This window comes from Streptomyces sp. SID8374, assembly GCF_009865135.1.
In the GTDB taxonomy this organism is placed as follows: Bacteria; Actinomycetota; Actinomycetes; order Streptomycetales; family Streptomycetaceae; genus Streptomyces.
In genome coordinates this window covers 135,816-155,608 of record NZ_WWGH01000002.1, presented here as the reverse complement: position 1 = coordinate 155,608, position 19,793 = coordinate 135,816, and the positions used below count along the sequence as shown (strand labels likewise).

Genomic DNA, 19,793 nt, shown 5'->3' with positions numbered 1-19,793 from the left:
GAGGCAGCATGTCCCCCCTGTCCCGCCCCTCGCGGTTCCGCCGGATCGGTCTCTGCGTCGCCATCGGCGCCCTCGCGGCGGTCACGGCCGCCGCTCCCGCTCTGGCGGCGGACCCCCACCCCGTCGACCACCGGGACCAGGCCGCCGCCACGGCCCCGGCCTCCGACGAGCTCTCCACCTCGGCCCCGGCCTCCGACGAGCTCTCCGCCTCGGCTCTCCAGCGCGAGCACGAGGCCCGCCAGGAGGCGCAGGCGCAGAACCAGGCCAACCCCCAGGCCCCCAAGCGGACCTACAAGGGACGGGTCATCGCCAAGCCGAACCTGCTGCTCCGCGACCGGCCGACCCGCAGCAGCCGGGTCGTGGGCTCGGTGAAGTACGGCACCGTGGTGAACATCTTCTGCAAGACCACGGGCGACAACGTCGACGGCAACAACCGCTGGTACCTGCTGACCGACGGCACGTGGGCGTGGGGTTCGGCCCGCTACATCGAGAACATCGGCGCGGCGCCGCACTTCTGCTGACGCCCCGTCCCGCATGCCCTCGTCCGCCCGGGGAGCCGGTGGCTCCCCGGGCGGACGCGCGCCACGGCAGGGGCGGGCGAGCACGGTGACATGGCGGCGGGCACTATGACATAAGGGAAATACGGCACACCTCTTGCTACGTTGCGGTCCATGACCGCAACGACGGCGGACGCTCCCCCGCCCGAGCTCCGCCTGCCCAGACGGCGTGGGGTCGAGCTCTCGCTCCTCATCGGGGCCGTCCTCATCTCCGTCTACGGTTACGCGGCCGTCGGCCTCGCCCACGACGGGGCCGTGCCCCCTGATGTCGCCGGTTACGGCGCCGGGCTCGGCATGCTCGCCCTGCTGGCCCATGTCGCGGTCCGCTTCCGGGCCCCGTACGCCGATCCGCTGCTGCTGCCGATCGCCGTCCTGCTCAACGGGCTCGGCCTGGTGCTCATCTACCGTCTCGACCTGGAGACCCCGCGCGACCAGGCCGCCCCCACTCAGCTGATCTGGTCCACGCTCGGCGTCGCGCTCTTCACCGTCGTCGTGGTGCTGCTGCGCGACCACCGGGTGCTCCAGCGGTACGCGTACCTCTCGGTCGCCACCGCGCTCGTCCTGATGATCGTGCCGATCTTCTTCCCGGCGGTGAACGGGGCGAAGATCTGGATCCGGGTCGGCGGACTCTCGTTCCAGCCGGGCGAGTTCGCCAAGATCCTGCTCGCGGTCTTCTTCGCCGCCTATCTCGCCGCCAACCGCAACGCGCTCGCGTACACCGGCCGCACGTTCTGGAAGCTGCAACTGCCAACCGGCCGGGTGCTCGGCCCCCTCGTGGCGATCTGGCTGCTCAGCGTGGGTGTGCTGGTGCTGGAACGGGACCTCGGCACCTCGCTGCTCTTCTTCGGCCTCTTCGTCATCATGCTGTACGTGGCGACCGGCCGGACCGGCTGGATCGCGGTCGGGCTGCTGCTGGCCGCCGTCGGGGCGTTCGTCGTCGGATCGTTCGAGCCGCATGTGCACGGCCGGGTGCAGGACTGGCTGGACCCGTTCGCCTCGATCGACGCCGGGCGGGGCCCTGGCCAACTCGCCCAGTCGCTGTTCGCGTTCGCGGCGGGCGGCATGCTCGGTACGGGGCTCGGGGCGGGCCACTCCATCCTCATCGGCTTCGCCGCCAAGTCCGACTTCATCCTGGCGACGGCGGGCGAGGAGCTGGGGCTGAGCGGCCTGACCGCCATCTTCCTGCTGTACGCGCTCCTCGTGGCGCGCGGCTACCGGGCCGGGCTCGCCCTGCGCGACCCGTTCGGGCGGCTCCTGGCGATCGGCCTCTCCTCGATCCTGGCGCTCCAGGTGTTCGTGATCGCGGGCGGGGTGATGGGGCTGATCCCGCTGACCGGGATGGCGATGCCGTTCCTCGCGCAGGGCGGCTCGTCCGTCGTCACCAACTGGATCATCGTGGCGCTGCTGATCCGGCTCAGCGATGTCTCGCGCAGGCCGGAGCCGGAGCATGTGGAGACGGGGGTCATCGCCAGCGCGGTGGGGCCTGGGGGGCGTGCGGGGTCTGTGGGGTCGGCGGGGCCTGCGGGATCCGTGGGCCCCATGGACCATGCGGGACCCGCCGGCTCTGGGGGCTCGGCGGGGCTTTCGGGACCCGTGGGCGATGCGGATCCCATGAAGCCCGCGGACCCCCCGGAGGAGGACCGGTGATCCGCTACATCCGGCGGGCCGCCGCCTTCTGTCTGCTGCTGCTCGTGGCGCTGCTCGTCAACGCGGCCCGCGTCCAGCTCTTCGAGGCCGAGGAGCTGGACGCCAACCCGGCCAACCGCCGTTCCACCATCGCCCGTTACGACCAGCCGCGCGGCAACATCCTGGTCGGCGACCGGGCCGTGACCGGCAGCAAGGAGACCGGCGAGCAGCTCAGCTTCGAACGCACCTATCTGCACGGCCCCCTGTACGCGCCGGTGACCGGGTACGCCTCGCAGACGTACGGCACCACCCTCCTGGAGAACGCCGAGGACGGCGTCCTGTCGGGAACGGACTCACTGCTGGCCCCCCTCCCCTTCTGGAACGAGTTCACCCGGGGCCGGCAGCCCGGCGGCAACGTCGTCACGACGGTCAAGGAGTCGATGCAGCGCGCCGCGTACGCCGGGCTGAGCGGGCGGCGGGGCGCGGTCGCCGCTCTGGAGCCGTCGACGGGCAAGATCCTGGCGCTGGTCTCGACCCCCTCGTACGACCCCGAACGGCTCTCCGGCACCGGTCCGGCGGTCACCGAGGCGTGGACCCGGCTGAACGCGGCCAAGAGCCTGCCGATGCTCAACCGGGCCATTCGGCAGACCTATCCGCCGGGCTCCACCTTCAAGATCGTGACGGCGGCGGCGGCCCTGGACGCCCGGGTGGTGAAGGACCCGGACGCGCCCACGGACACCCCGTCGCCGTACGTCCTGCCGAACACCAGGACGGTTCTGCCCAACGAGGCGCGCGGCTGCGAGAAGGCCTCGCTGGCGGATGCGATCCGGGCCTCCTGCAACACGGTGATGGCCCATCTGGGGGTACGGGTCGGGCTGGAGGGGATGGTCGAGACGGCCGGGCACTTCGGCTTCAACGAGACCGGGCTGCGCATCCCGTCCGGGGTGGCGCGGAGCAACTTCGACACCGACATGAGCGAGGACCAGCTCGCGCTCTCCTCGATCGGGCAGTTCAACACGACCGCGACCCCGCTCCAGATGGCGATGGTCGCCGCGGCGGTGGCCAACGGCGGCGACCTGCGGTACCCGTACCTGGTGGACCGGGTGACCGCCGCCGACGGGGACACGGTCCAGCAGCAGGGGCCGCGCTCCTACCAGCGGGCGATGAGCCCCTCCACGGCGGTGCAGCTCCAGCGGATGATGGTCGACGTGGTGGAGAACGGCACCGGGTCGAACGCGGCGATCGACGGGGTCACGGTCGGCGGCAAGACCGGCACCGCCCAGCACGGCGTGGACAACTCCGGCCTCCCGTACGCCTGGTTCATCTCCTGGGCGCAGGCTCCCGACTCCGGCCGCCCGGCCGTCGCGGTGGCCGTGGTGGTGGAGGACGCGGCGGCGGACCGGGCCGACATCAGCGGCGGCGGCAGCGCGGCCCCGATCGCCCGGGCGGTGATGGAGGCGGCGCTGGAGGGGTGAGGGGGCGAGGGGTGAGGGGCGAAGCACGTGGCGGTACGGGGCAGAGTGTGCCCATGACGAGCACACCGTCCGCCGTGGCGCGGGCCCTGGAGCGGATCGCCCGGCTGGACCCGGCGCTCAACGCGTTCACCGAGGTCTGGCCCGAGGAGGCCCTCGCCCGCGAGCAGGCGGCACTCGAACTCCCCCTGCGCGGGCTGCCGTTCGCCGTGAAGGGCCCCTCCGGCATCCGCTCGTACGCGGCCCGCCGGCTGATCGCGGCGGGCGGGGTCCCGGTGGGCGCGACCTCCGTACCCGGTCCCGGCACCTACTGGCAGACCTGGGGGCAGGGCGCCCACGGCCGTACGGTCAACCCGTGGCGGGCGGACCGTACGCCCGGCGGTTCGTCGGCGGGCTCGGCGGTCGCGGTGGCGGCGGGGATGGTGGAGCTGGCGACGGGCAGCGACGGGGCCGGATCGGTCCGCATCCCGGCCGCGTGGTGCGGGGTGTTCGGGCTGAGAACGACGAACGGGCTGCTTCCGTCCCCGGACCGGTCGGGGCTCGCGTCGGCGGGGGTGCTGGCCCGGTCGGCGGCGGCTGCGGAACGGTACGTACGCCATGTGCTGCCCGGCTACGAGGAGCCCGCCGCCCCTTCCCTGCCCCTGCCCCTGCCCGCCGTGTACAGCGAGGACCTGGGGTTCGCGGACGTGGACCCGGGGGTGGCGGCCGTCGTCCGGGGCGCGGTGGACCGGCTGGTCGCGGCGGGGACCGTACGCCTGCTGGACGCCGCGTGCGTGCTCCTGGATCCGGCACGGGCCTGGCAGGCGGTACGGGGCGGGGCGCCCGGGGACCCGGAGGCGGTGGCGGTCCGGCGGGCGAACGACGAGCGGCTGGATCACCTCTTCGCCGCCGCGCCCCTGCTGCTGACCCCGGTCACCCCGAACCGGCCGCACGGGCACGAGGGTCCGGGCGACCTCTACTCCACCGCCCTGACCTGGGCGTTCAACTTGAGCGGGCACCCGGCGGCGAGCCTGCCCGCCGGATTCACCGGGGACGGCTGCCCGGTGGGGCTCCACCTGGTCGCGGCGCGCGGGGCGGACGTCTCGCTGCTCGGAATGGCCCGCGCGGTGGAGAACTCCCTGCCTACCGTGCGGCCATGACCTCCATCGAGACGCAAACAGACGGCGCAAGACACGAGTTGGCGCAGGTGAACATCGCCCGGCTCAAATTCCCGCTGGATTCACCGGAGTTGAAGGACTTCGTCGACGGACTGGACCCGGTGAACGCGGTCGCCGACCAGGCCGAGGGGTTCGTGTGGCGGCTGCGCTCCGACTCCGGGAACGCCACGGACGTCCCGGTCTTCGGGGACGAGTGGCTGATCGTGAACATGTCGGTGTGGCGGGACGCCGACGCGCTCACGGCCTTCATGTACGCCGGGCAGCACCGGGAGCTGCTGAAGCGGCGCCGCGAGTGGTTCGAGCAGGTCCGGGAGGCGATGACCGCCCTGTGGTGGGTGCCCGAGGGGGTACGCCCGACGGTCGCGGACGCCGAGGAGCGCCTGCTGCACCTGCGCGAACACGGCCCGACGGACCGGGCGTTCACTCTGCGCACCCGCTTCCCGGAACCGGCCGGGGTGCGCTGACCCGGGGGGCGGGGGGCCGGGGGGCCGGGGGCCAGGTGGCCGGGGGGCCGGGGGGCCGGGCGGCCCGGGGGCCGGGTCCGGCGACGGTCCCGGGCGGTGGGCGGTGCTCGGGCCGGTGAGCGGTGCTCCGGCGGGTGAGCGGCGCTCGGGCCGGTGAGCGGTGCTCCGGCGGTGGGCGGTGCTCCAGCCGGTGAGCGACGCTCCGGCAGGTGAGCGACGCCCCGGCCGGTGAGCAGCGCTCCGGCCGGTGAGCGGTCCCGCGAGCAGTGAGCAGTGCTCCGACTGGTGAGCGGCGCTCAGGCCATGAGCAGTGCTCCGGCCGGTGAGCGGCGCTCCGGCCCGTGAGCGACGCTCCGGCCCGTGAGCGACGCTCCGGCCCGTGAGCGACGCTCGGGCCGGTGAGCGGCGCCACGGGCCGTAAGCGATGCTCCGGCCCGAGAGCAGTGCTCCAGCCCGTGAGCGGTGTGCCCCGGCCCGCCGCCCGTCAGCCGATCGGTTGGCGGATCTCCTCGCGGATCTTGGCGGTCTCGGCCGCGGCCGCCTCCAGGTCGATCGACGTGGCGTCCTTGAGGGCGGTCTCGGCGCGGATGATCCCCACGGACACCCCCGTGTTGTCGTCACCCCAGGCACACATCGGAATGTTGGCCTTGACGCCGCTCTTGTTCGACTGGAGCACCTGGCACTCCAGCGTGATGTCGTACCCGGCGGGAGTGAACTTCTTGGGCGGTACGACGACGGTCGCGCCGTCCCCGGCGGCCCCACCGTCCATCATCTTGCCGGTCATCACCTCCGGCCTGGTGAACTTCCCGTACATCCCGGAGATCACCAGCGCCCCACCCTTGGCCGAGCTGTACTGACCGACCACCGCCTTCGCGTCCCGGACGGTGGGGTCGTACATCTTCTCGATCTTCTTGCCCTCGGTCGACGAGAGGTCCTGGGCCAGGGTGAACTCCCCGTCCAGCAGCTTCTGTTCCAGGACGAGCTTGTACTTGGCCTCCGGGAACGCCGCGTCGGCGGTCTTCCCGACCAACTGGGAGACCCCGAAGGCGATTCCGCCCGCCAGCACCACCGCACCGGCCACGATCCCGACGATCAGCCCGGTCCGCTTCTTCCGCGGCGGCTGCGCGCCCGGCCCCTGCGGCGGCCAGCCGGCCCCGCCCGGACCGCCCCCGCCCGGTATGCCGGGCTGTTGCTGCCCCCACCCCGGCTGCTGCCCCCAGCCGCCCTGCTGGGGCGGGGCCGGAGGCTGCTGCGGGTAGCCGTAGGGCGGCTGCTGCGGCACCCCGGGAGAGGCGGCGGGCGGCGGGCCGTAAGGGTTCTGCTGCGGGTGCGGGGGCGGCCCGTAGGGGCCCTGCGGCGGCTGAGGCGGGGTGGTCATGCGCTCACGGTACGACACGTTTGCGAACGGAATTTCGACGCGGCGGATATCGGTACCGGGCCGGAACAATTCCCCCTCCGGCCGGGCGCCCCGGCGCCTCCTCACCCCAACGGCTCGCGCCTGCGCAGCCATTCCTCCGGCGCCCCGGCCGTACCGGTCGCCGTCCCGACCACCCCGCCGGTGATGGCACAGGTGGTGTCCACGTCGCCGAACCCCTCGGCCGTCGCCCAGAGCGCCGCCGCCACGGCCACCGCGACCGCCCCCGCGATGCCGTCCGGGTGGGCGTGGGTGACGGCGGCGGAGAGCACGGCCTGCTCGGCGACCCGGTCCAGGTCCTCGTGGAAGCGGGCGCCGAACGGGGCGAACCGCATCGCCGCACCGTTGCCGAGGCTGCCGCCGTCGAAGAGCCCGGGGGCGAGGGTGCGCCAGTCGGCGGGGGCGGCGAGGAGCTGGGGCAGCAGGAGGTGCATGCCGTGGCCGTAGCCGCGAGCCTGGTCGGCGTCGAAGGCGAGGGCGTAGCAGAGCGCCAGGTGGTCCTGGTCGACGAGGCCGCGCCCGTCGAGGGAGCGTTGCAGGGCGAGCGCCAGGGCCGTGTCGTCGGTCCAGTGCCAGAGCGGTTCCTGCGGGGTGTGCCGGGCCCGGATCTCGTTCACGGCCTGACGGCGTTCGCGGAAGAGCGGGAATTACCGCTCCCCGAACGCGTCGCCGAGCGCGAGCGCTTCGAGGCTGCGGCAGGCGGCCGTGAGCCCGGCGGCGGTGGCTGGGAGCGGGTTGGTCGTCATACCGGCATCGCGCCGCCGCACCCCGTCGGCGTACATCGAATATCGGCAGCGCGGGAATACGGCCTATCGTGATGTGCGGGCCTGCCGGAAATCCGCCACACTGCGCCTCGGCACTTTCCCGTATTTCCTTCGGCGCGCTCTCTGCCGGCATCGCCTGATCCTCGTCCCTGCGCCGGTTACGCCATATGGCGAACGCCTTCCACGAACACTTTTCCCTGGTAGGCGCCTGTCCTGTGCCTCGTCGGCGGTGAATGCCGGCCGCCTCGCCTCCATTCCCGCAGCTTCCCGGCGCTCGAATCGTTGCTTCCGCCCTACGGCGATACGGTGATTACGGGCTTCGCCCACGGAGCCCGGTTCTCAGCCTTTTACTCAGAGGAGGAATGATGGCCAACCCCGAGCAGGACCCGAACCAGCAGGAAGGCCCCGCGGACGGCGGAGCGGCGGGCACCCCCGGCGTCCATGACGGCGGAGCCGACGGCGGCGCGGACGGCGGGGCCGAAGGCCCCGCGGACGGCGGAGCTGCGGGCACCCCGGGCGTCCACGACGGCGGCGCCGACGGAGGGGCCGAAGGGCCGGCCGACGGCGGAGCGGCGGGTACCCCCGGCGTCCACGACGGCGGCGCGGACGGCGGAGCCGAAGGACCGGCCGACGGCGGAGCGGCCGGCACCCCGGGCGTCCACGACGGCGGCGCGGACGGCGGAGCCGAAGGACCGGCCGACGGCGGAGCGGCCGGCACCCCGGGCGTCCACGACGGCGGCGCCGACGGAGGTGCGGACGGCGGGGCGGACCAGTCCGGCAGCCGCTCTTGAGCACGTCCCGAACCGCGCTCCAGGACGTCGGCGCCGCACCGGGCGCCGGGGTCCTGGAGACACGTCTGACCGGGCTCGGCACGGAAGAGTTCGCCCGTGACGTCTGGGCCCGGAAGCCGCTGCTCACCCGTGGCGCGAGCGATTTCTCCGACCTGTTCTCCACGGCCGCCGTTGACGAGCTGATCTCGCGCCGCGGCCTGCGTACGCCCTTCCTCCGCGTCGCCAAGGACGGCTCCACCCTCCCCGAGTCGGGGTTCACCGCACCGGCCGGTGTCGGAGCCACCATCGCCGACCAACTCGACGACACCGCGCTGTGGCGTGCCTTCGCCGACGGCGCCACGCTCGTGCTCCAGGCGCTCCAGCGCACCTGGGAGCCGGTGGCGGACCTCACCTCCCGGCTGAGCGCGGAGCTGGGTCATCCGGTGCAGGCCAACGCCTATGTCACCCCGCCGCAGAACCGGGGGTTCGACGCCCACTACGACGTGCACGACGTGTTCGTCCTCCAGATCGAGGGGGCGAAGCGCTGGCTCGTCCACGAGCCCGTACACCCCGATCCGCTGCGCGACCAGCCCTGGACCGATCACCGGTCCGCCGTCGCCGAGGCCGCCCGGGGCGCGGCCCACCTCGACACCGTGCTGGAGCCCGGGGACGTCCTCTACCTGCCCCGGGGCTGGCTGCACGGAGCCGAGGCGCTGGGCGGGGTCTCCGTCCATGTGACGCTGGGGATCCACACCTGGACGCGGTACGCGCTGGCCGAACAGCTCGCACAGGCGGCCCTCGCCGCACTGCGCGACGACCCCCGGATGCGGAGCACCCTGCCCTTGGGGGTGGACGGACCGGACGGGGAGCTCGGCATCGTCCGCGAGCACCTCCTCGCCGCCATCGCCCAGGCCGACTCCGCCCCGCTCTTCCACCGGGCCCGGCGAGGACAGGCACGCCCCGCACCGCTGGGGCCGCTGGCCCAGTTCGCCGCCGTCGACGGCCTGGGTCCCGACACCCCCGTACGGCTCCGGGCGGCGCTGGAAGCACGGCTGGAGGGCTCGCGCCTGGCCACCCGCGTCGGCTGGCTGGACTTCCCCGATGCCGACCTGCCGTCCGTCTCCCGCCTGCTGGACGGCGGGACCCGCACCGCCGGTGAGCTGGGCGTCGCGCTCGTCGGGCGACTGCTGCGCGCGGGCGTGCTCGTGCCCGCCGGAGAGTGACCCGGCCGCGGTGACCACGACAGGACGGTTCTTCTGCGCGGACGCCGCCCGGACGCGCGGCGACTCGTTCGTGGGCACGGCACCGCACGGCACCGCCTGGGTCCTCATCGAGTACCGGGGCGGCTGGCCGGCCAACGGCTTCGACGGCCTCGGCCTGGAGCCCGGGACCAAGGCGCTCGTGTTCGCCGCCGCCCAGGCGGTGCGGGCCCGCGTACTGCTGATCCGGCGCCATGGCCGCCAAGGCCCCCAGGGCCCACCGCGCTGGGCCGTACTGCACTACGACGGCACCGGCGCCCACCGCCGGCACTGGGGCACGTGGGAACGCGACGAGGACCTGGCGCAGATCGCCCCGGCCCTCAGCGCCCCCACCTTCGCCGCTCCCGCCGTCGACGCCCCCGCCCTCGACGCCCCCGGGGAGCCCGGCGGTCGTCGGCCCGTCGTCCTCGTCTGCGCCCACGGCCTCCACGACGCCTGCTGTGCCGTACGCGGACGGCCCGTGGGGCGCGCCCTGAGCGAGCGCTGGCCGGAGCTGGTGTGGGAGTGCACGCATGTGGGCGGTGACAGGTTCGCCGCCAACGTCGTCGTCGTGCCCGACGGCGTCTACTACGGGAACCTCGATGCCGCCTCGTCCGTAGCGGTGGTCGAGGAGCACCTGAAGGGCCGTATCCACGCCGAGCACCTACGCGGGTACACCGACCTGTTCCCGCCGCAGCAGGCCGCCGTCGCCGCCGTACTCGACCGCTTCGGTCCGGCGGGCCGGCACGACTACGCGGTCGCGCGTACGTTCCGCGACGACGACGGCTGGCAGATCCGGGTCACCGGCCGCCCGCCCGGCCCGGCCGCCGTCGACGTCGTGGTGCGCGCCCGGCGTACGCCGCAGAACCAGCTGACCTGCCGGGGTCCGGCGACGAGTTCGGCCGTGGTCTACGACGCCGTATCGGTCCGCCCGGTCTGAAGGAGCCTCACGGACCCGGTCCGAAGGAGCGCCTTGCCGACCCGGCACTTGCGGGACCGCCTCAAGCCGCCTCCCGCCCCTCCCCGATCGCCTCCGCGACCTCCGCCACCCGGGCCTCCTCCTCGGCGGCGAAGCGCTCGCGGTCCAGCTCCTCGGCTATCTCCTCGTCCTGGGACATGAGCAGGTCCAGGTTGGAGTCGCCGAGTTCCAGGACGCCCATGTCGACGTACGCCTTCTGGAGCCGGGGCCCCCACAGGCCGATGTCCTTGACGCACGGGACGATCCGGCTGAACAGGAGCTTGCGGAAGAGCCGGAGGAAGTCGGAGTGTTCGGAGAGCTCCTTCGCCTCCTGCTTGCCGATGCCGAAGTTCTCCAGCACCTCGACGCCGCTGAGCCGGTCGCGCATCAGGTAGCAGCCGTCGATGACGAACTCCTCGCGCTCGCGGAGTTCGGCGTCGCTCAGCTGCTTGTAGTAGTCGCGCAGCGCCATCCGCCCGAAGGCGACGTGCCGGGCCTCGTCCTGCATGACGTACGCGAGGATCTGCTTGGGCAGCGGCTTGGTGGTCGTGTCGCGGATCATCCCGAAGGCGGCGAGCGCCAGGCCTTCTATGAGGACCTGCATCCCCAAGTACGGCATGTCCCAGCGGGAGTCGCGCAGGGTGTCGCCCAGCAGACCCTGGAGGTTGTCGTTGACCGGGTAGAGCATGCCGATCTTCTCGTGGAGGAAGCGGCCGTATATCTCCGCGTGCCGGGCCTCGTCCATGGTCTGGGTGGCGGAGTAGAACTTGGCGTCCAGGTCGGGCACGGACTCCACGATCCTGGCCGCGCAGACCATCGCGCCCTGCTCGCCGTGGAGGAACTGGCTGAACTGCCAGGAGGTGTAGTGCTTGCGCAGCTCGCCCCGGTCCTTCTCCGTCATCTTCGCCCAGTGCGGGGTGCCGTACAGCGTGAGCGCCTCGTCGGGGGTGCCGAGCGGGTCGGTGGGGTCGACCTCCTGCGACCAGTCGATGCGTTTGTTGCCGTCCCACTGCTTGTCCTTGCCCTTCTGGTAGAGGGCGAGGAGGCGTTCGCGGCCGTCGTCGTAGTCCCAGCTGAACCGGGCGGCCCCGGTGGCGGGGACCTGCCAGAGCGGTTCCGGCGGCGGGGTGGTGTAGAGGTCATGAGTGGACACGGACAGCTCCTTCGCCTCGACTGACTCGACTGGCCCGGTTGGCTCGGCTGACTCGAACGGCTTGGCAAGCCCTGACAAGTTCCGTGACACCGAAGGCAGTTGAGCGCGACCGCCCGCCGCCTCCCCTCGCAGGTTCACACGGTGGTGGACAGCGGGTCAACAAATCAGTCGTAGTCCTGCCCAGGGGATTGACGGCCTTGCTGACAAGCAGTCTCATAAGGGGTGACCGCCGGTAACTCCCGTGCCCGGCAACCCCTGTGCCTGTGAGGTGCTCCCGCCATGACGCCCGTGACGCCCGTGACGACGCCAGCGACAACGCCCGCGACCGATCGCGGCGCGACCGTGCTCCGCGACGCCCTCGGCCCGCTCCGCGACCGTGAGCAGATCGCCGCGCGCCTGCTCGAATCCTCGGCCAAGCACTCCTTCGACCCGGACACCGAACTCGACTGGGACGCGGCCGTCGAGGAGGGCAAGTGGTTCTGGCCGCCGGAGCTGCTCTCGCTCTACGACACCCCGATGTGGCACCGGATGTCCGAGGAGCAGCGGCTGGACCTCTCCCGGCACGAGGGTGCCGCGCTCGCCTCGCTCGGCATCTGGTTCGAGATCATCCTGATGCAGCTGCTGGTCCGGCACGTCTACGACAAGCCCGTCACCAGCAACCACGTCCGTTACGCCCTCACCGAGATAGCCGACGAGTGCCGCCACTCGATGATGTTCGGCCGCATGATCGACTGGGGCGGCGCCCCGGCGTACGAGGTGCCGCGCGTCTACCACAACCTGGCGCGGGTCCTGAAGACCGTCTCCACCACGCCCGGTTCGTTCGCCGCGACCCTGCTCGGCGAGGAGATCCTCGACTGGATGCAGCGGCTGACCTTCCCGGACGACCGGGTGCAGACCCTGGTGCGCGGCGTGACCCGTATCCATGTCATCGAGGAGGCCCGGCACGTCCGGTACGCCCGGGAGGAGCTGCGCCGCCAGATGGTGACCGCCCCGCGCTGGGAGCGCGAACTCACCAAGGTCAGCTGCGGCGAGGCGGCCCGGGTCTTCTCCATCTGCTTCGTGAACCCGCAGGTGTACGAGAACGCCGGCCTGGACCGCCGCGAGGCCGTCGCCCAGGTGAAGGCGAGCGGCCACCGCGCGGAGGTCATGCAGACCGGCTCCCGGCGGCTGACGGATTTCTTCGACGACATCGGGCTGCTGAACGGCGTCAGCCGCAGGCTGTGGCGGAGTTCAGGGCTGCTGGCCTGAGGGCGTGCGGACCGGAGGCTTTAGGCTCGGAGGCATGACGTCCACCGCCGCAGCCCCGCCGCCGCCCCGCGCGTACCGCAGGCTCAGTGTCGAGGAGCGCCGCGCCCAGCTCCTGGTCGCGGCGCTCGGCCTCTTCGCCCACCGGGCCCCCGACGACGTCTCGCTGGACGAGGTGGCGGTGGCGGCCGGGGTCTCCCGGCCGCTGGTCTACCGCTACTTCCCGGGCGGGCGCCAGCAGTTGTACGAGGCCGCGCTCGGCTCGGCCGCCGACGAGCTGAAGCTCTGCTTCACCGAGCCGCCGGCGGGCCCGCCCACCGAGCGGGTCGCCCGCGTCCTGGACCGCTACCTCCGCTTCGTCGACGAGCACGACACCGGCTTCAGCGCCCTGCTGCGCGGCGGCAGCGTGGTGGAGACCTCCCGTACGACGAGCATCGTGGACGGCGTACGGCGGGCGGCGGCCGAGGAGATCCTCAGCCACCTCGGCAGGATCGGCGGCAGCGGCCCGCGCAGCGCCGGGCCGAGGCTGCGGATGATGGTCCGCAGCTGGATCGCGGCCGTCGAGGCGGCCTCCCTGATCTGGCTGGACGAGGGCAAGCGGCCCCCGGCCGCCGAGCTGCGCGGCTGGCTGGTCGACCACCTGATCGCCCTCCTGGCGGCGACGGCCGCCACCGACGAGGAGACCGCATCGGTGGTACGCGACCTGCTCGCCCTGGAGACCTCCGAGGGCCCGGCCGGACGGCTGGCGGAGCTGGTCATCCCGGTCGTCGCCGAGGCGGCGCACCTGCTGCCGCACGCCCCTGCGGCAGACTGACCGGGTGAAGAGCGAGAACACCCCTTTCCGAGGCGGCCCCCTGGACGGCCGGGTGCTGCCGGTCCTGGTCGGCCCGACCGGCCACCCGCCGAAGTGGTACGAGGTCCCCGTGCCCTCCCCCGACGGCTCCCCGCCCACCGTGTACGCCTACGAGCGCGTCCCGGCCGGCTACACCAAGCGGCTCGGGCTCCAGCGCGGCTGGGTGTACGAGTACGTCCCCGGCGGCCGCAGGCGCACCGCCCTCAAGTGGCCCTGGTCCAAGCCCGCGAGCGACGACTGAGACCCGTGTGCGGGCGCAGGCCCTAAGATCGACGGTCAGGTGCCGAGGGACGGGTCACTCGGGTGCCGTAGAACGGTCACAAGGGGGGTGCGCCATGGAGGCGCTGCGTAGGGAAGATCCACGCCGTTTCGGCCGCTTCACCGTGCTGGCCCGCTTCCGACAAGCCGCGAGCGCCGTGCAGTTCGTGGCGCGGGACACCGCTACGGGCGAGCTCTCCGTGATCACCGCCGCGCGCCCCGCGCTCGCCGCCGTCCCCGCTTTCCGGCGCCGCTTCCAGTCCGAGGCCCGCACCGCCGAACGCCTCGCGGGCGGCTGGGTGACACCGCCCCTGGAGACCGGTGAGGACGGACTCCTCCATACCGCGACGGAGTACGTCCCCGCCCTCCCGCTGGCCGAGGCGATCGGCATCGCCGGTCCGCTGCCGGAGCGCGCGCTGCGGATACTGGGCGCGGGCATCGCCGAGATCCTCTCCCGGGTGCACGCGGGCGGCTCCGCGCTCCAGGGGCTCGCCCCGGGCACGGTGCTGCTGGCCGAGGACGGGCCCCGGCTCACCGCGTTCGGCCCGCTGGGCGCGGCCGCGTCGGCGGAGGCGAAGCCGGGCGGGCAGCTCTCGGTCCGGCTGGGCTACCTGACGCCGGAGCAGGTCGCGGGCAAGGAGGCCGGTGCGGCGTCCGACCTGTTCGTGCTGGGGCTGCTGCTGGCGTACGCGGCCACGGGGACGACCCCGTTCACGGAGGGCCCGCCCGAGGAGGCCGCCCGCCGGATCGCCGAGGCCGAACCCGAACTGGACACCGTACCGGCGGAGTTGCGCGGGCTGATCGCGGGCTGCCTGGCGAAGGACCCGGCCGAGCGCCCGACGGCCGGTACGGTCGCCGCCGAACTGGCCCTGGAGGGCGCGGCGGGCCTCGCCCGGGGCGGCTGGCTCCCCGAACGGCTCGCGGCAGCGGTCGCGGACCAGGAGGCGCGGGTGCGGGCGCTGGAGGTGCCGGAGGATTCCCCGGAGGAGGCGGAGGAGGCGCCCGCCGACGCCGCAGGCCCGGTGGGCGCGAGTGCCGCCGCTGCCGGGGGCGTTGCCGCTGCCGGGCCCGGGACCGGTGGGACGGCCGCACCCGAGGACGTACGGCCCGTCAAGGAGACCGAGGACGCGGTGCCTGGGGAGGAGCCCGTTGACGCGGTGCCCGAGGACGCGGTGCCCGGCGCGTCGGGTGGCGTCGCGGCGGCCGAGGCACCGGCGGACGCACCGGCCGAGGAGCCGACAGGGACACCCGCCGACACACCCCCGGGGGCACCGGCCGCACAGGCCCCGGCCGACCCAAGGGCCGCCGTAGCCACCACCAGCCATGCCCACGGCACCGGCACCGGCACCGGCACCGGCGACAACAGCGCAGGCAGCCACACCGGCACCGGAGACGTCGGCAAGACGGACCACACCGCCAACGGCAACAACAGGGACAACGGCACCAACGGCGACATCGGCGAGGACCCGGGCACCACCCGTTTCCTCAACACCGGCCCCAAGCCGCCCCAGTCCGACCGCGCCACCACCCAGCTCGCCCTCCCCCACGAACTCCCCCGGTCCCCGGGCCGGGCCCCCGTCCCGCCCCACACACCTGCCGCGCTCCCTCCCGGTCCGGCCCGGTCGGCGCCCCAGCTCCCCGCCTCCCCCGGACTCCCGGCACCGGGCCACCACCACACCCACGGCAGCCCCGCCCCCTACCCGGCAGCGGCGCTCCCGGGCTCCACGGGCCAGGGCAACAGCGGCAACCAGGGCAACGGCAGCAACGGCTCCCCCATGGTGACGCTGCCCCTGCCGCCCGCGCCCACCCCTCCGCCCGGCTCCGCCACCAGCCGCCGGACCCTGATCGCCATCGCGGCCGCGGCGGTCGGCGGGCTCGTCGTGGGCGGCGGGGCGGTCGCCGCGATCGGTGGCGGGGAGAGCGTGGCCGCCACGGACGACAAGCCCGCGCCGAAGCCGCGCCGTACGCTCCCGGGCCAGCCCCCCGAGCCGCGCTGGACCTACTCCCACCCGGCCTCCGAGTCCTCCCCGCTGACCACGGCGCTCTGGCAGGACCGGCTGCTGGTGGTGACCAGCGAGAGCCAGGCGAGCGCCGTCGACCTGCGGACCGGCAAGCGGGTCTGGCAGCGCGCGGACGCCGCCAAGGGCCAGGCGGCACTGGCCGCCGGCGACCTGTGCTTCGTGGCGAGCCCGACGGAGTTCCTCTGGCTCGCGCCGAAGGACGGGACGGTCGTGCACCGCGTGCGGTACGCGGACGGCTTCACCGACCTGCCGGACCTTCAGGTCGGACGGCTGGCCGGCCAGTCCGGGCCCGTCATCTGGTTCACCGGCTCGCACACGGTCACCGTGAAGGCGCCGAAGCCGAAGAAGGGCAAGAAGCAGGCGCCGGACAAGCAGGTCGTCCAGGCGTACTTCTTCGCGTACGACATCGTCCGGCGCACCGAGGTCTGGCGCACCCCGGTCCCGGCGGGCCGCGCCCCCGGCACACCCGGCTACCGGGTCGTCGCGGAGCGCTCGGCCGATCTCCTCGTACGGCAGGACGCGGTCACCCTGACGGCGGCCGAGGTCAAGGCGGCCAAGGGGAAGGGCACCATCCGCTCCTTCGACCAGCAGACCGGCAAGGTGCGGTGGGCCAAGCAGTACGGCACGGCCGCCCCCGACGCCGCCGTGACGGGCGGTGAGGACGGCACCCTGTACGCGGCGGTCGGCGCCGATCTCCAGTCGTTCGAGGCGGACACCGCCAAGCCGCTGTGGCGGGTCGCGGGCACGGCGGGCTCGGTCTTCGGCACCCCGCTCCTGGCCGGTCCCCTCCTCCACACCACCGAGCGCAGCCAGCAGGTCGGCGCCGTGGAACGGGAGAGCGGGCGCCTGCTCTGGCGGCGTTCGACGGAGGTGCCGGGCATCGGCAACGCCCCCTCCCTCGCGCTGAGCGGCAGCGGAAAGACGCTGCTCGCCTCCGACGCCACCCAGGTCACCGCGTTCTCGGCGGCCGACGGGGAGCGGCTGTGGAAGTTCCAGGACATCGGGGTGGCCGACCCGAAGGGGGCCACCGTGAGCGCCTCGTACCGGACCCTCGCCGCCGGCGGGAACGTCATCGTCCAGCGGGACAGGTCCTTCTACGCGTTCCCGGTGGCCTGAGCAGGGGGCGCCGCCGATACCGCCCGCCATCCCGCCATCGGCACAACCCGCCATCGGTACGGCCGTCCGGGGCATCCCCGGGCGGCACGCCGTGCGGTGCTTGCATCACCTGACACCGACTGACCGGATTAATCGGATTAGCTCGCCCACGTGCATGTGTGGACGGGCCCGGTCTCCGTCACGGAGGTGATGTCGTGTCAGCCAGACTCCTGCGCGCGGTCTGCGCAGCCGCACTCGCCACGGCCCTCGCGGTCTCCCCCGCCACCGCCGAACCCGCCACCGCCGAACCGGCCGAACCCACCCCCGTACCATCGCTGGAAATCGACGAGGACGCGGCAGAAGTCGACGCGGAAACCGCCCTCGCAGCCCCAGAAGCCCCCACGGCCCCCAAGAACGTGGCGACCCTCCTACGCGAGCTCCAGAAGCGCTACCAGGAGGCGGAAGAGGCGAGCGAGACCTACAACGCCACCGCCGAGAAGCTGAAGCAGCGGACCGCGCAGGCGAAGAAGGTCGAGGCGGAGCTGACGAAGGCCCGGGCGGCGCTGGAGCTCAGCCGGGGGGACGCCGGGCGGCTGGCCCGGGAGCAGTACCAGGGGCGTACCGAGTTCTCCGCCTACCTCCAGCTGCTGCTGGCCCGGGACCCCCTGCGCGCCCTGGACCAGAGCCATGTCATCGAACGGGTGGCGGCGGGCCGCGCGGCGACGGTGGAACGGCTGACCGCCGCCGCCCGCCGCGCCGACGCCCTCGCGGCCGCCTCCCTCAAGGCGGTCGACCAGCAGAGGAAGCTGGCCGCGCGGCAGAAGAAGCAGCGCGACACCGTACGCGGCAAGCTGAAGCAGGTGGAGACGCTGCTGGCCACGCTCTCGCCCGAGCAGATGGCCCAGCTGGCGGGCCTGGAGCAGCAGGGCGTGGAGGCGGCCCAGAACGAACTGGTGGCCTCCGGGGCGCTCAGCTCGGTCCGCCCGCCGACCCGGCAGGGCGGTGACGCCATCACGTACGCGATCGAACAGATCGGCAAGCCGTACGTGTGGGGCGCCGAGGGCCCCGGCTCCTTCGACTGCTCCGGCCTCACGTCCCAGGCCTGGGCGGCGGCGGGACGCCCGATCCCCCGGACCTCGCAGGAACAGTGGAAGCAGCTCCCGAGGGTGCCCATCTCCTCACTGCGCCCAGGCGACCTGGTGATCTACTTCCCGAAGGCGACCCATGTGGCGCTGTACATCGGCGACGGCCTGGTGGTGCAGGCGCCCCGCCCCGGGACGAAGGTGAAGGTCTCCCCGCTGGCGTCCAACCCGCTGCTGGGCGCCGTCCGCCCCGACCCCGACGGCGTACCGCTGTCCACGTACACCCGCCCCGACCTCCCCGAGAACGCCCGCGACGGCTCGGACACCGGCTACAGCGCGGAGGCGGCACCCGAATAGGCCCGGGGGCCGGACCGGCGGTGCGGGTCCGGCCGGATCGGTGGGGCGCTCAGGCTCCGGAGACCGAAGCCAGGTACGCGTTCGTCTTCTCCGGCTCGAAGAAGAAGTTCTCGAAGTCCGCCGGGTTGTCGAAGCCGTTGGCGAAGCGGTCCGCGACGGGCTGGAGCTGGCCGGCGGCGCCGATCAGGTTCAGGACGTGCTCCGGGGGGACGCCGAGCATCGCGTTGGTCCACTTCACGACGTGCTGGGCGGTGTCCCAGTAGCGGTCGAAGGTGGACTGCATCCAGGCGGCGTCGAACTCCTTGTCCCCGTGCTCCAGGATCGAGTCCAGGTAGGAGTTGGCGCACTTGGACGCCGAGTTGGAGCCCTGGCCGGTGATCGGGTCGTTGGCCACGACGACGTCCGCGACGCCGAGGACCAGGCCGCCGCCGGGGAGCCGGCCGATCGGCTTGCGGACCGTGGGGGCGTACCGGCCGGCGAGGGTGCCGTTGGCGTCGGTCAACTCGACCTTGGTGGCGCGGGCGTACTCCCACGGCGTGAACTTCTCCATGAGCTCCAGCGTCTTCGCCAGGTGCTCGGAGGGGTCCTTGATGCCCTGGAACGCGTCCAGCGGGCCGCCCGGGATGCCCTCCCAGAAGAGGATGTCGGCGCGGCCGGAAGTCGTCAGGGTCGGCATCACGAACAGCTCGCCGACGCCCGGCACCAGGTTGCAGCGGACCGCGTCGAACTCCGGGTGCTCCGGGCGCGGGCCCATCCCGTGGACGTAGGCGACGGCCAGTGCGCGCTGCGGGGCGTCGAACGGCGAACGGGCCGCGTCGCGGCCGAACATGGAGACCAGCTCGCCCTTGCCTGCGGAGACCATCACCAGGTCGTAGGTGCGGGAGAAGTAGTCCAGGTCGGAGACGGCCGCCCCGTGGATGACGAGCTGGCCGCCGCGCTGGGCGAAGGTCTCCATCCAGCCGGCCATCTTCACGCGCTGGTCGACGGACTGGGCGTACCCGTCCAGCTTGCCGACCCAGTCGATGGCGCGCGAGGAGTCGGGGGCGGCGACGGAGACGCCGAGGCCTTCGATCTTCGGGGCCTGGGACTCCCAGAAGTTCAGCTGGTAGTCCCGCTCGTGCTGGAGCGCGGTGTGGAACATGCACTGCGTCGACATGACCCGGCCGGTGCGGATCTCGTCGGCGGTGCGGTTGGACATCAGGGTGACTTCGTAGCCTCGGGACTGGAGCCCCAGGGCCAGCTGGAGTCCGGACTGCCCGGCTCCGACTATGAGTATCTTCCGCATCGCGGCTCTCCGTTGTCTCTGTTT

General features: G+C 73.3%; 16 protein-coding genes and 1 pseudogene. 13 read left to right on the top strand and 4 right to left on the bottom strand.

Features of this window, described 5'->3' with window-relative positions:
- Nucleotides 1–8: 8 nt before the first annotated feature.
- The 5 genes from GTY67_RS24365 (at nucleotide 9) to GTY67_RS24345 (ending at nucleotide 5,276) form a co-directional block, all read left to right on the top strand.
- Nucleotides 9–521, top strand: a complete 513-nt coding sequence (locus GTY67_RS24365; protein ID WP_161280298.1) for an SH3 domain-containing protein — start codon at nucleotides 9–11, stop codon at nucleotides 519–521.
- 150 nt (nucleotides 522–671) lie between these two features.
- Nucleotides 672–2,204, top strand: coding sequence for an FtsW/RodA/SpoVE family cell cycle protein (locus tag GTY67_RS24360; protein WP_237502907.1), 1,533 nt, complete (start codon nucleotides 672–674; stop codon nucleotides 2,202–2,204).
- The gene (locus GTY67_RS24355; protein WP_093691533.1) at nucleotides 2,201–3,658 is read left to right on the top strand and encodes a penicillin-binding transpeptidase domain-containing protein; all 1,458 of its coding nucleotides are present in this window, start codon (nucleotides 2,201–2,203) and stop codon (nucleotides 3,656–3,658) included. Before GTY67_RS24360 ends, GTY67_RS24355 begins: the two co-directional genes overlap by 4 nt.
- A 53-nt stretch (nucleotides 3,659–3,711) precedes the next feature.
- Entirely contained in the window at nucleotides 3,712–4,794 is a 1,083-nt protein-coding gene (locus GTY67_RS24350; RefSeq protein WP_161280297.1) for an amidase family protein, read from the top strand.
- A complete protein-coding gene (locus tag GTY67_RS24345; RefSeq protein ID WP_161280296.1) occupies nucleotides 4,791–5,276 on the top strand; it encodes a DUF3291 domain-containing protein in 486 nt (161 codons plus the stop codon). Before GTY67_RS24350 ends, GTY67_RS24345 begins: the two co-directional genes overlap by 4 nt.
- 484 nt (nucleotides 5,277–5,760) lie before the next feature.
- On the opposite strand, the gene GTY67_RS24340 is transcribed toward GTY67_RS24345, so the two are convergent.
- Together GTY67_RS24340 and GTY67_RS24335 are read right to left on the bottom strand one after the other, a co-directional pair.
- On the bottom strand, nucleotides 5,761–6,654 hold the full coding sequence (locus GTY67_RS24340; protein ID WP_093691527.1) for a hypothetical protein: 894 nt from the start codon (nucleotides 6,652–6,654) through the stop codon (nucleotides 5,761–5,763).
- 101 nt (nucleotides 6,655–6,755) lie between these two features.
- A pseudogene (locus GTY67_RS24335) lies at nucleotides 6,756–7,436 on the bottom strand (ADP-ribosylglycohydrolase family protein).
- A gap of 383 nt (nucleotides 7,437–7,819) precedes the next feature.
- On the opposite strand from GTY67_RS24335, the gene GTY67_RS24330 reads away from it, so the two are divergent.
- From GTY67_RS24330 to GTY67_RS24320, 3 genes are read left to right on the top strand one after another with little or no spacing between them, the layout of a single operon-like run.
- Complete coding sequence (locus tag GTY67_RS24330) at nucleotides 7,820–8,245, top strand: BatC protein (protein ID WP_161280295.1); 426 nt, start codon at nucleotides 7,820–7,822, stop codon at nucleotides 8,243–8,245.
- Complete coding sequence (locus tag GTY67_RS24325; protein WP_161280294.1) at nucleotides 8,242–9,447, top strand: cupin domain-containing protein; 1,206 nt, start codon at nucleotides 8,242–8,244, stop codon at nucleotides 9,445–9,447. Before GTY67_RS24330 ends, GTY67_RS24325 begins: the two co-directional genes overlap by 4 nt.
- Before the next feature lie 10 nt (nucleotides 9,448–9,457).
- On the top strand, nucleotides 9,458–10,402 hold the full coding sequence (locus GTY67_RS24320; protein WP_161280293.1) for a sucrase ferredoxin: 945 nt from the start codon (nucleotides 9,458–9,460) through the stop codon (nucleotides 10,400–10,402).
- A gap of 61 nt (nucleotides 10,403–10,463) precedes the next feature.
- Here GTY67_RS24320 and GTY67_RS24315 read toward each other — a convergent pair whose 3' ends face one another.
- Entirely contained in the window at nucleotides 10,464–11,573 is a 1,110-nt protein-coding gene (locus GTY67_RS24315) for a ferritin-like domain-containing protein (protein ID WP_093691521.1), read from the bottom strand.
- Nucleotides 11,574–11,852: 279 nt separating this feature from the next.
- Here GTY67_RS24315 and GTY67_RS24310 point away from each other — a divergent pair, with 279 nt between their 5' ends.
- The 5 genes from GTY67_RS24310 to GTY67_RS24290 all read left to right on the top strand — a co-directional run bounded on the left by GTY67_RS24310 (nucleotide 11,853) and on the right by GTY67_RS24290 (nucleotide 18,484).
- Nucleotides 11,853–12,821 (top strand): diiron oxygenase, encoded by a 969-nt coding sequence (locus GTY67_RS24310; protein WP_202462332.1) that lies wholly within the window; start codon nucleotides 11,853–11,855, stop codon nucleotides 12,819–12,821.
- Between the two features lie 34 nt (nucleotides 12,822–12,855).
- Nucleotides 12,856–13,632: a TetR/AcrR family transcriptional regulator gene (locus tag GTY67_RS24305; RefSeq protein ID WP_093691517.1), complete on the top strand. Its 777-nt coding sequence runs from the start codon at nucleotides 12,856–12,858 to the stop codon at nucleotides 13,630–13,632.
- Nucleotides 13,633–13,636: 4 nt separating this feature from the next.
- Nucleotides 13,637–13,912, top strand: a complete 276-nt coding sequence (locus tag GTY67_RS24300) for a hypothetical protein (protein ID WP_093691515.1) — start codon at nucleotides 13,637–13,639, stop codon at nucleotides 13,910–13,912.
- Between the two features lie 94 nt (nucleotides 13,913–14,006).
- The gene (locus GTY67_RS24295; RefSeq protein ID WP_161280292.1) at nucleotides 14,007–17,066 is read left to right on the top strand and encodes a PQQ-binding-like beta-propeller repeat protein; all 3,060 of its coding nucleotides are present in this window, start codon (nucleotides 14,007–14,009) and stop codon (nucleotides 17,064–17,066) included.
- A 194-nt stretch (nucleotides 17,067–17,260) separates the two neighbouring features.
- Entirely contained in the window at nucleotides 17,261–18,484 is a 1,224-nt protein-coding gene (locus GTY67_RS24290) for a C40 family peptidase (protein WP_161280291.1), read from the top strand.
- A 49-nt stretch (nucleotides 18,485–18,533) separates the two neighbouring features.
- Here GTY67_RS24290 and GTY67_RS24285 read toward each other — a convergent pair whose 3' ends face one another.
- On the bottom strand, nucleotides 18,534–19,769 hold the full coding sequence (locus GTY67_RS24285; RefSeq protein ID WP_093691509.1) for a styrene monooxygenase/indole monooxygenase family protein: 1,236 nt from the start codon (nucleotides 19,767–19,769) through the stop codon (nucleotides 18,534–18,536).
- Nucleotides 19,770–19,793 lie beyond the last annotated feature (24 nt).

Coding starts and splice junctions, on each gene's coding strand:
- GTY67_RS24365 (WP_161280298.1), top strand. CDS start 9: ATGTCCCCCCTGTCCCGCCCCTCGCGGTTCCGCCGGATCGGTCTCTGC.
- GTY67_RS24360 (WP_237502907.1), top strand. CDS start 672: ATGACCGCAACGACGGCGGACGCTCCCCCGCCCGAGCTCCGCCTGCCC.
- GTY67_RS24350 (WP_161280297.1), top strand. CDS start 3,712: ATGACGAGCACACCGTCCGCCGTGGCGCGGGCCCTGGAGCGGATCGCC.
- GTY67_RS24345 (WP_161280296.1), top strand. CDS start 4,791: ATGACCTCCATCGAGACGCAAACAGACGGCGCAAGACACGAGTTGGCG.
- GTY67_RS24340 (WP_093691527.1), bottom strand. CDS start 6,654: ATGACCACCCCGCCTCAGCCGCCGCAGGGCCCCTACGGGCCGCCCCCG.
- GTY67_RS24330 (WP_161280295.1), top strand. CDS start 7,820: ATGGCCAACCCCGAGCAGGACCCGAACCAGCAGGAAGGCCCCGCGGAC.
- GTY67_RS24310 (WP_202462332.1), top strand. CDS start 11,853: ATGACGCCCGTGACGCCCGTGACGACGCCAGCGACAACGCCCGCGACC.
- GTY67_RS24305 (WP_093691517.1), top strand. CDS start 12,856: ATGACGTCCACCGCCGCAGCCCCGCCGCCGCCCCGCGCGTACCGCAGG.
- GTY67_RS24295 (WP_161280292.1), top strand. CDS start 14,007: ATGGAGGCGCTGCGTAGGGAAGATCCACGCCGTTTCGGCCGCTTCACC.
- GTY67_RS24285 (WP_093691509.1), bottom strand. CDS start 19,769: ATGCGGAAGATACTCATAGTCGGAGCCGGGCAGTCCGGACTCCAGCTG.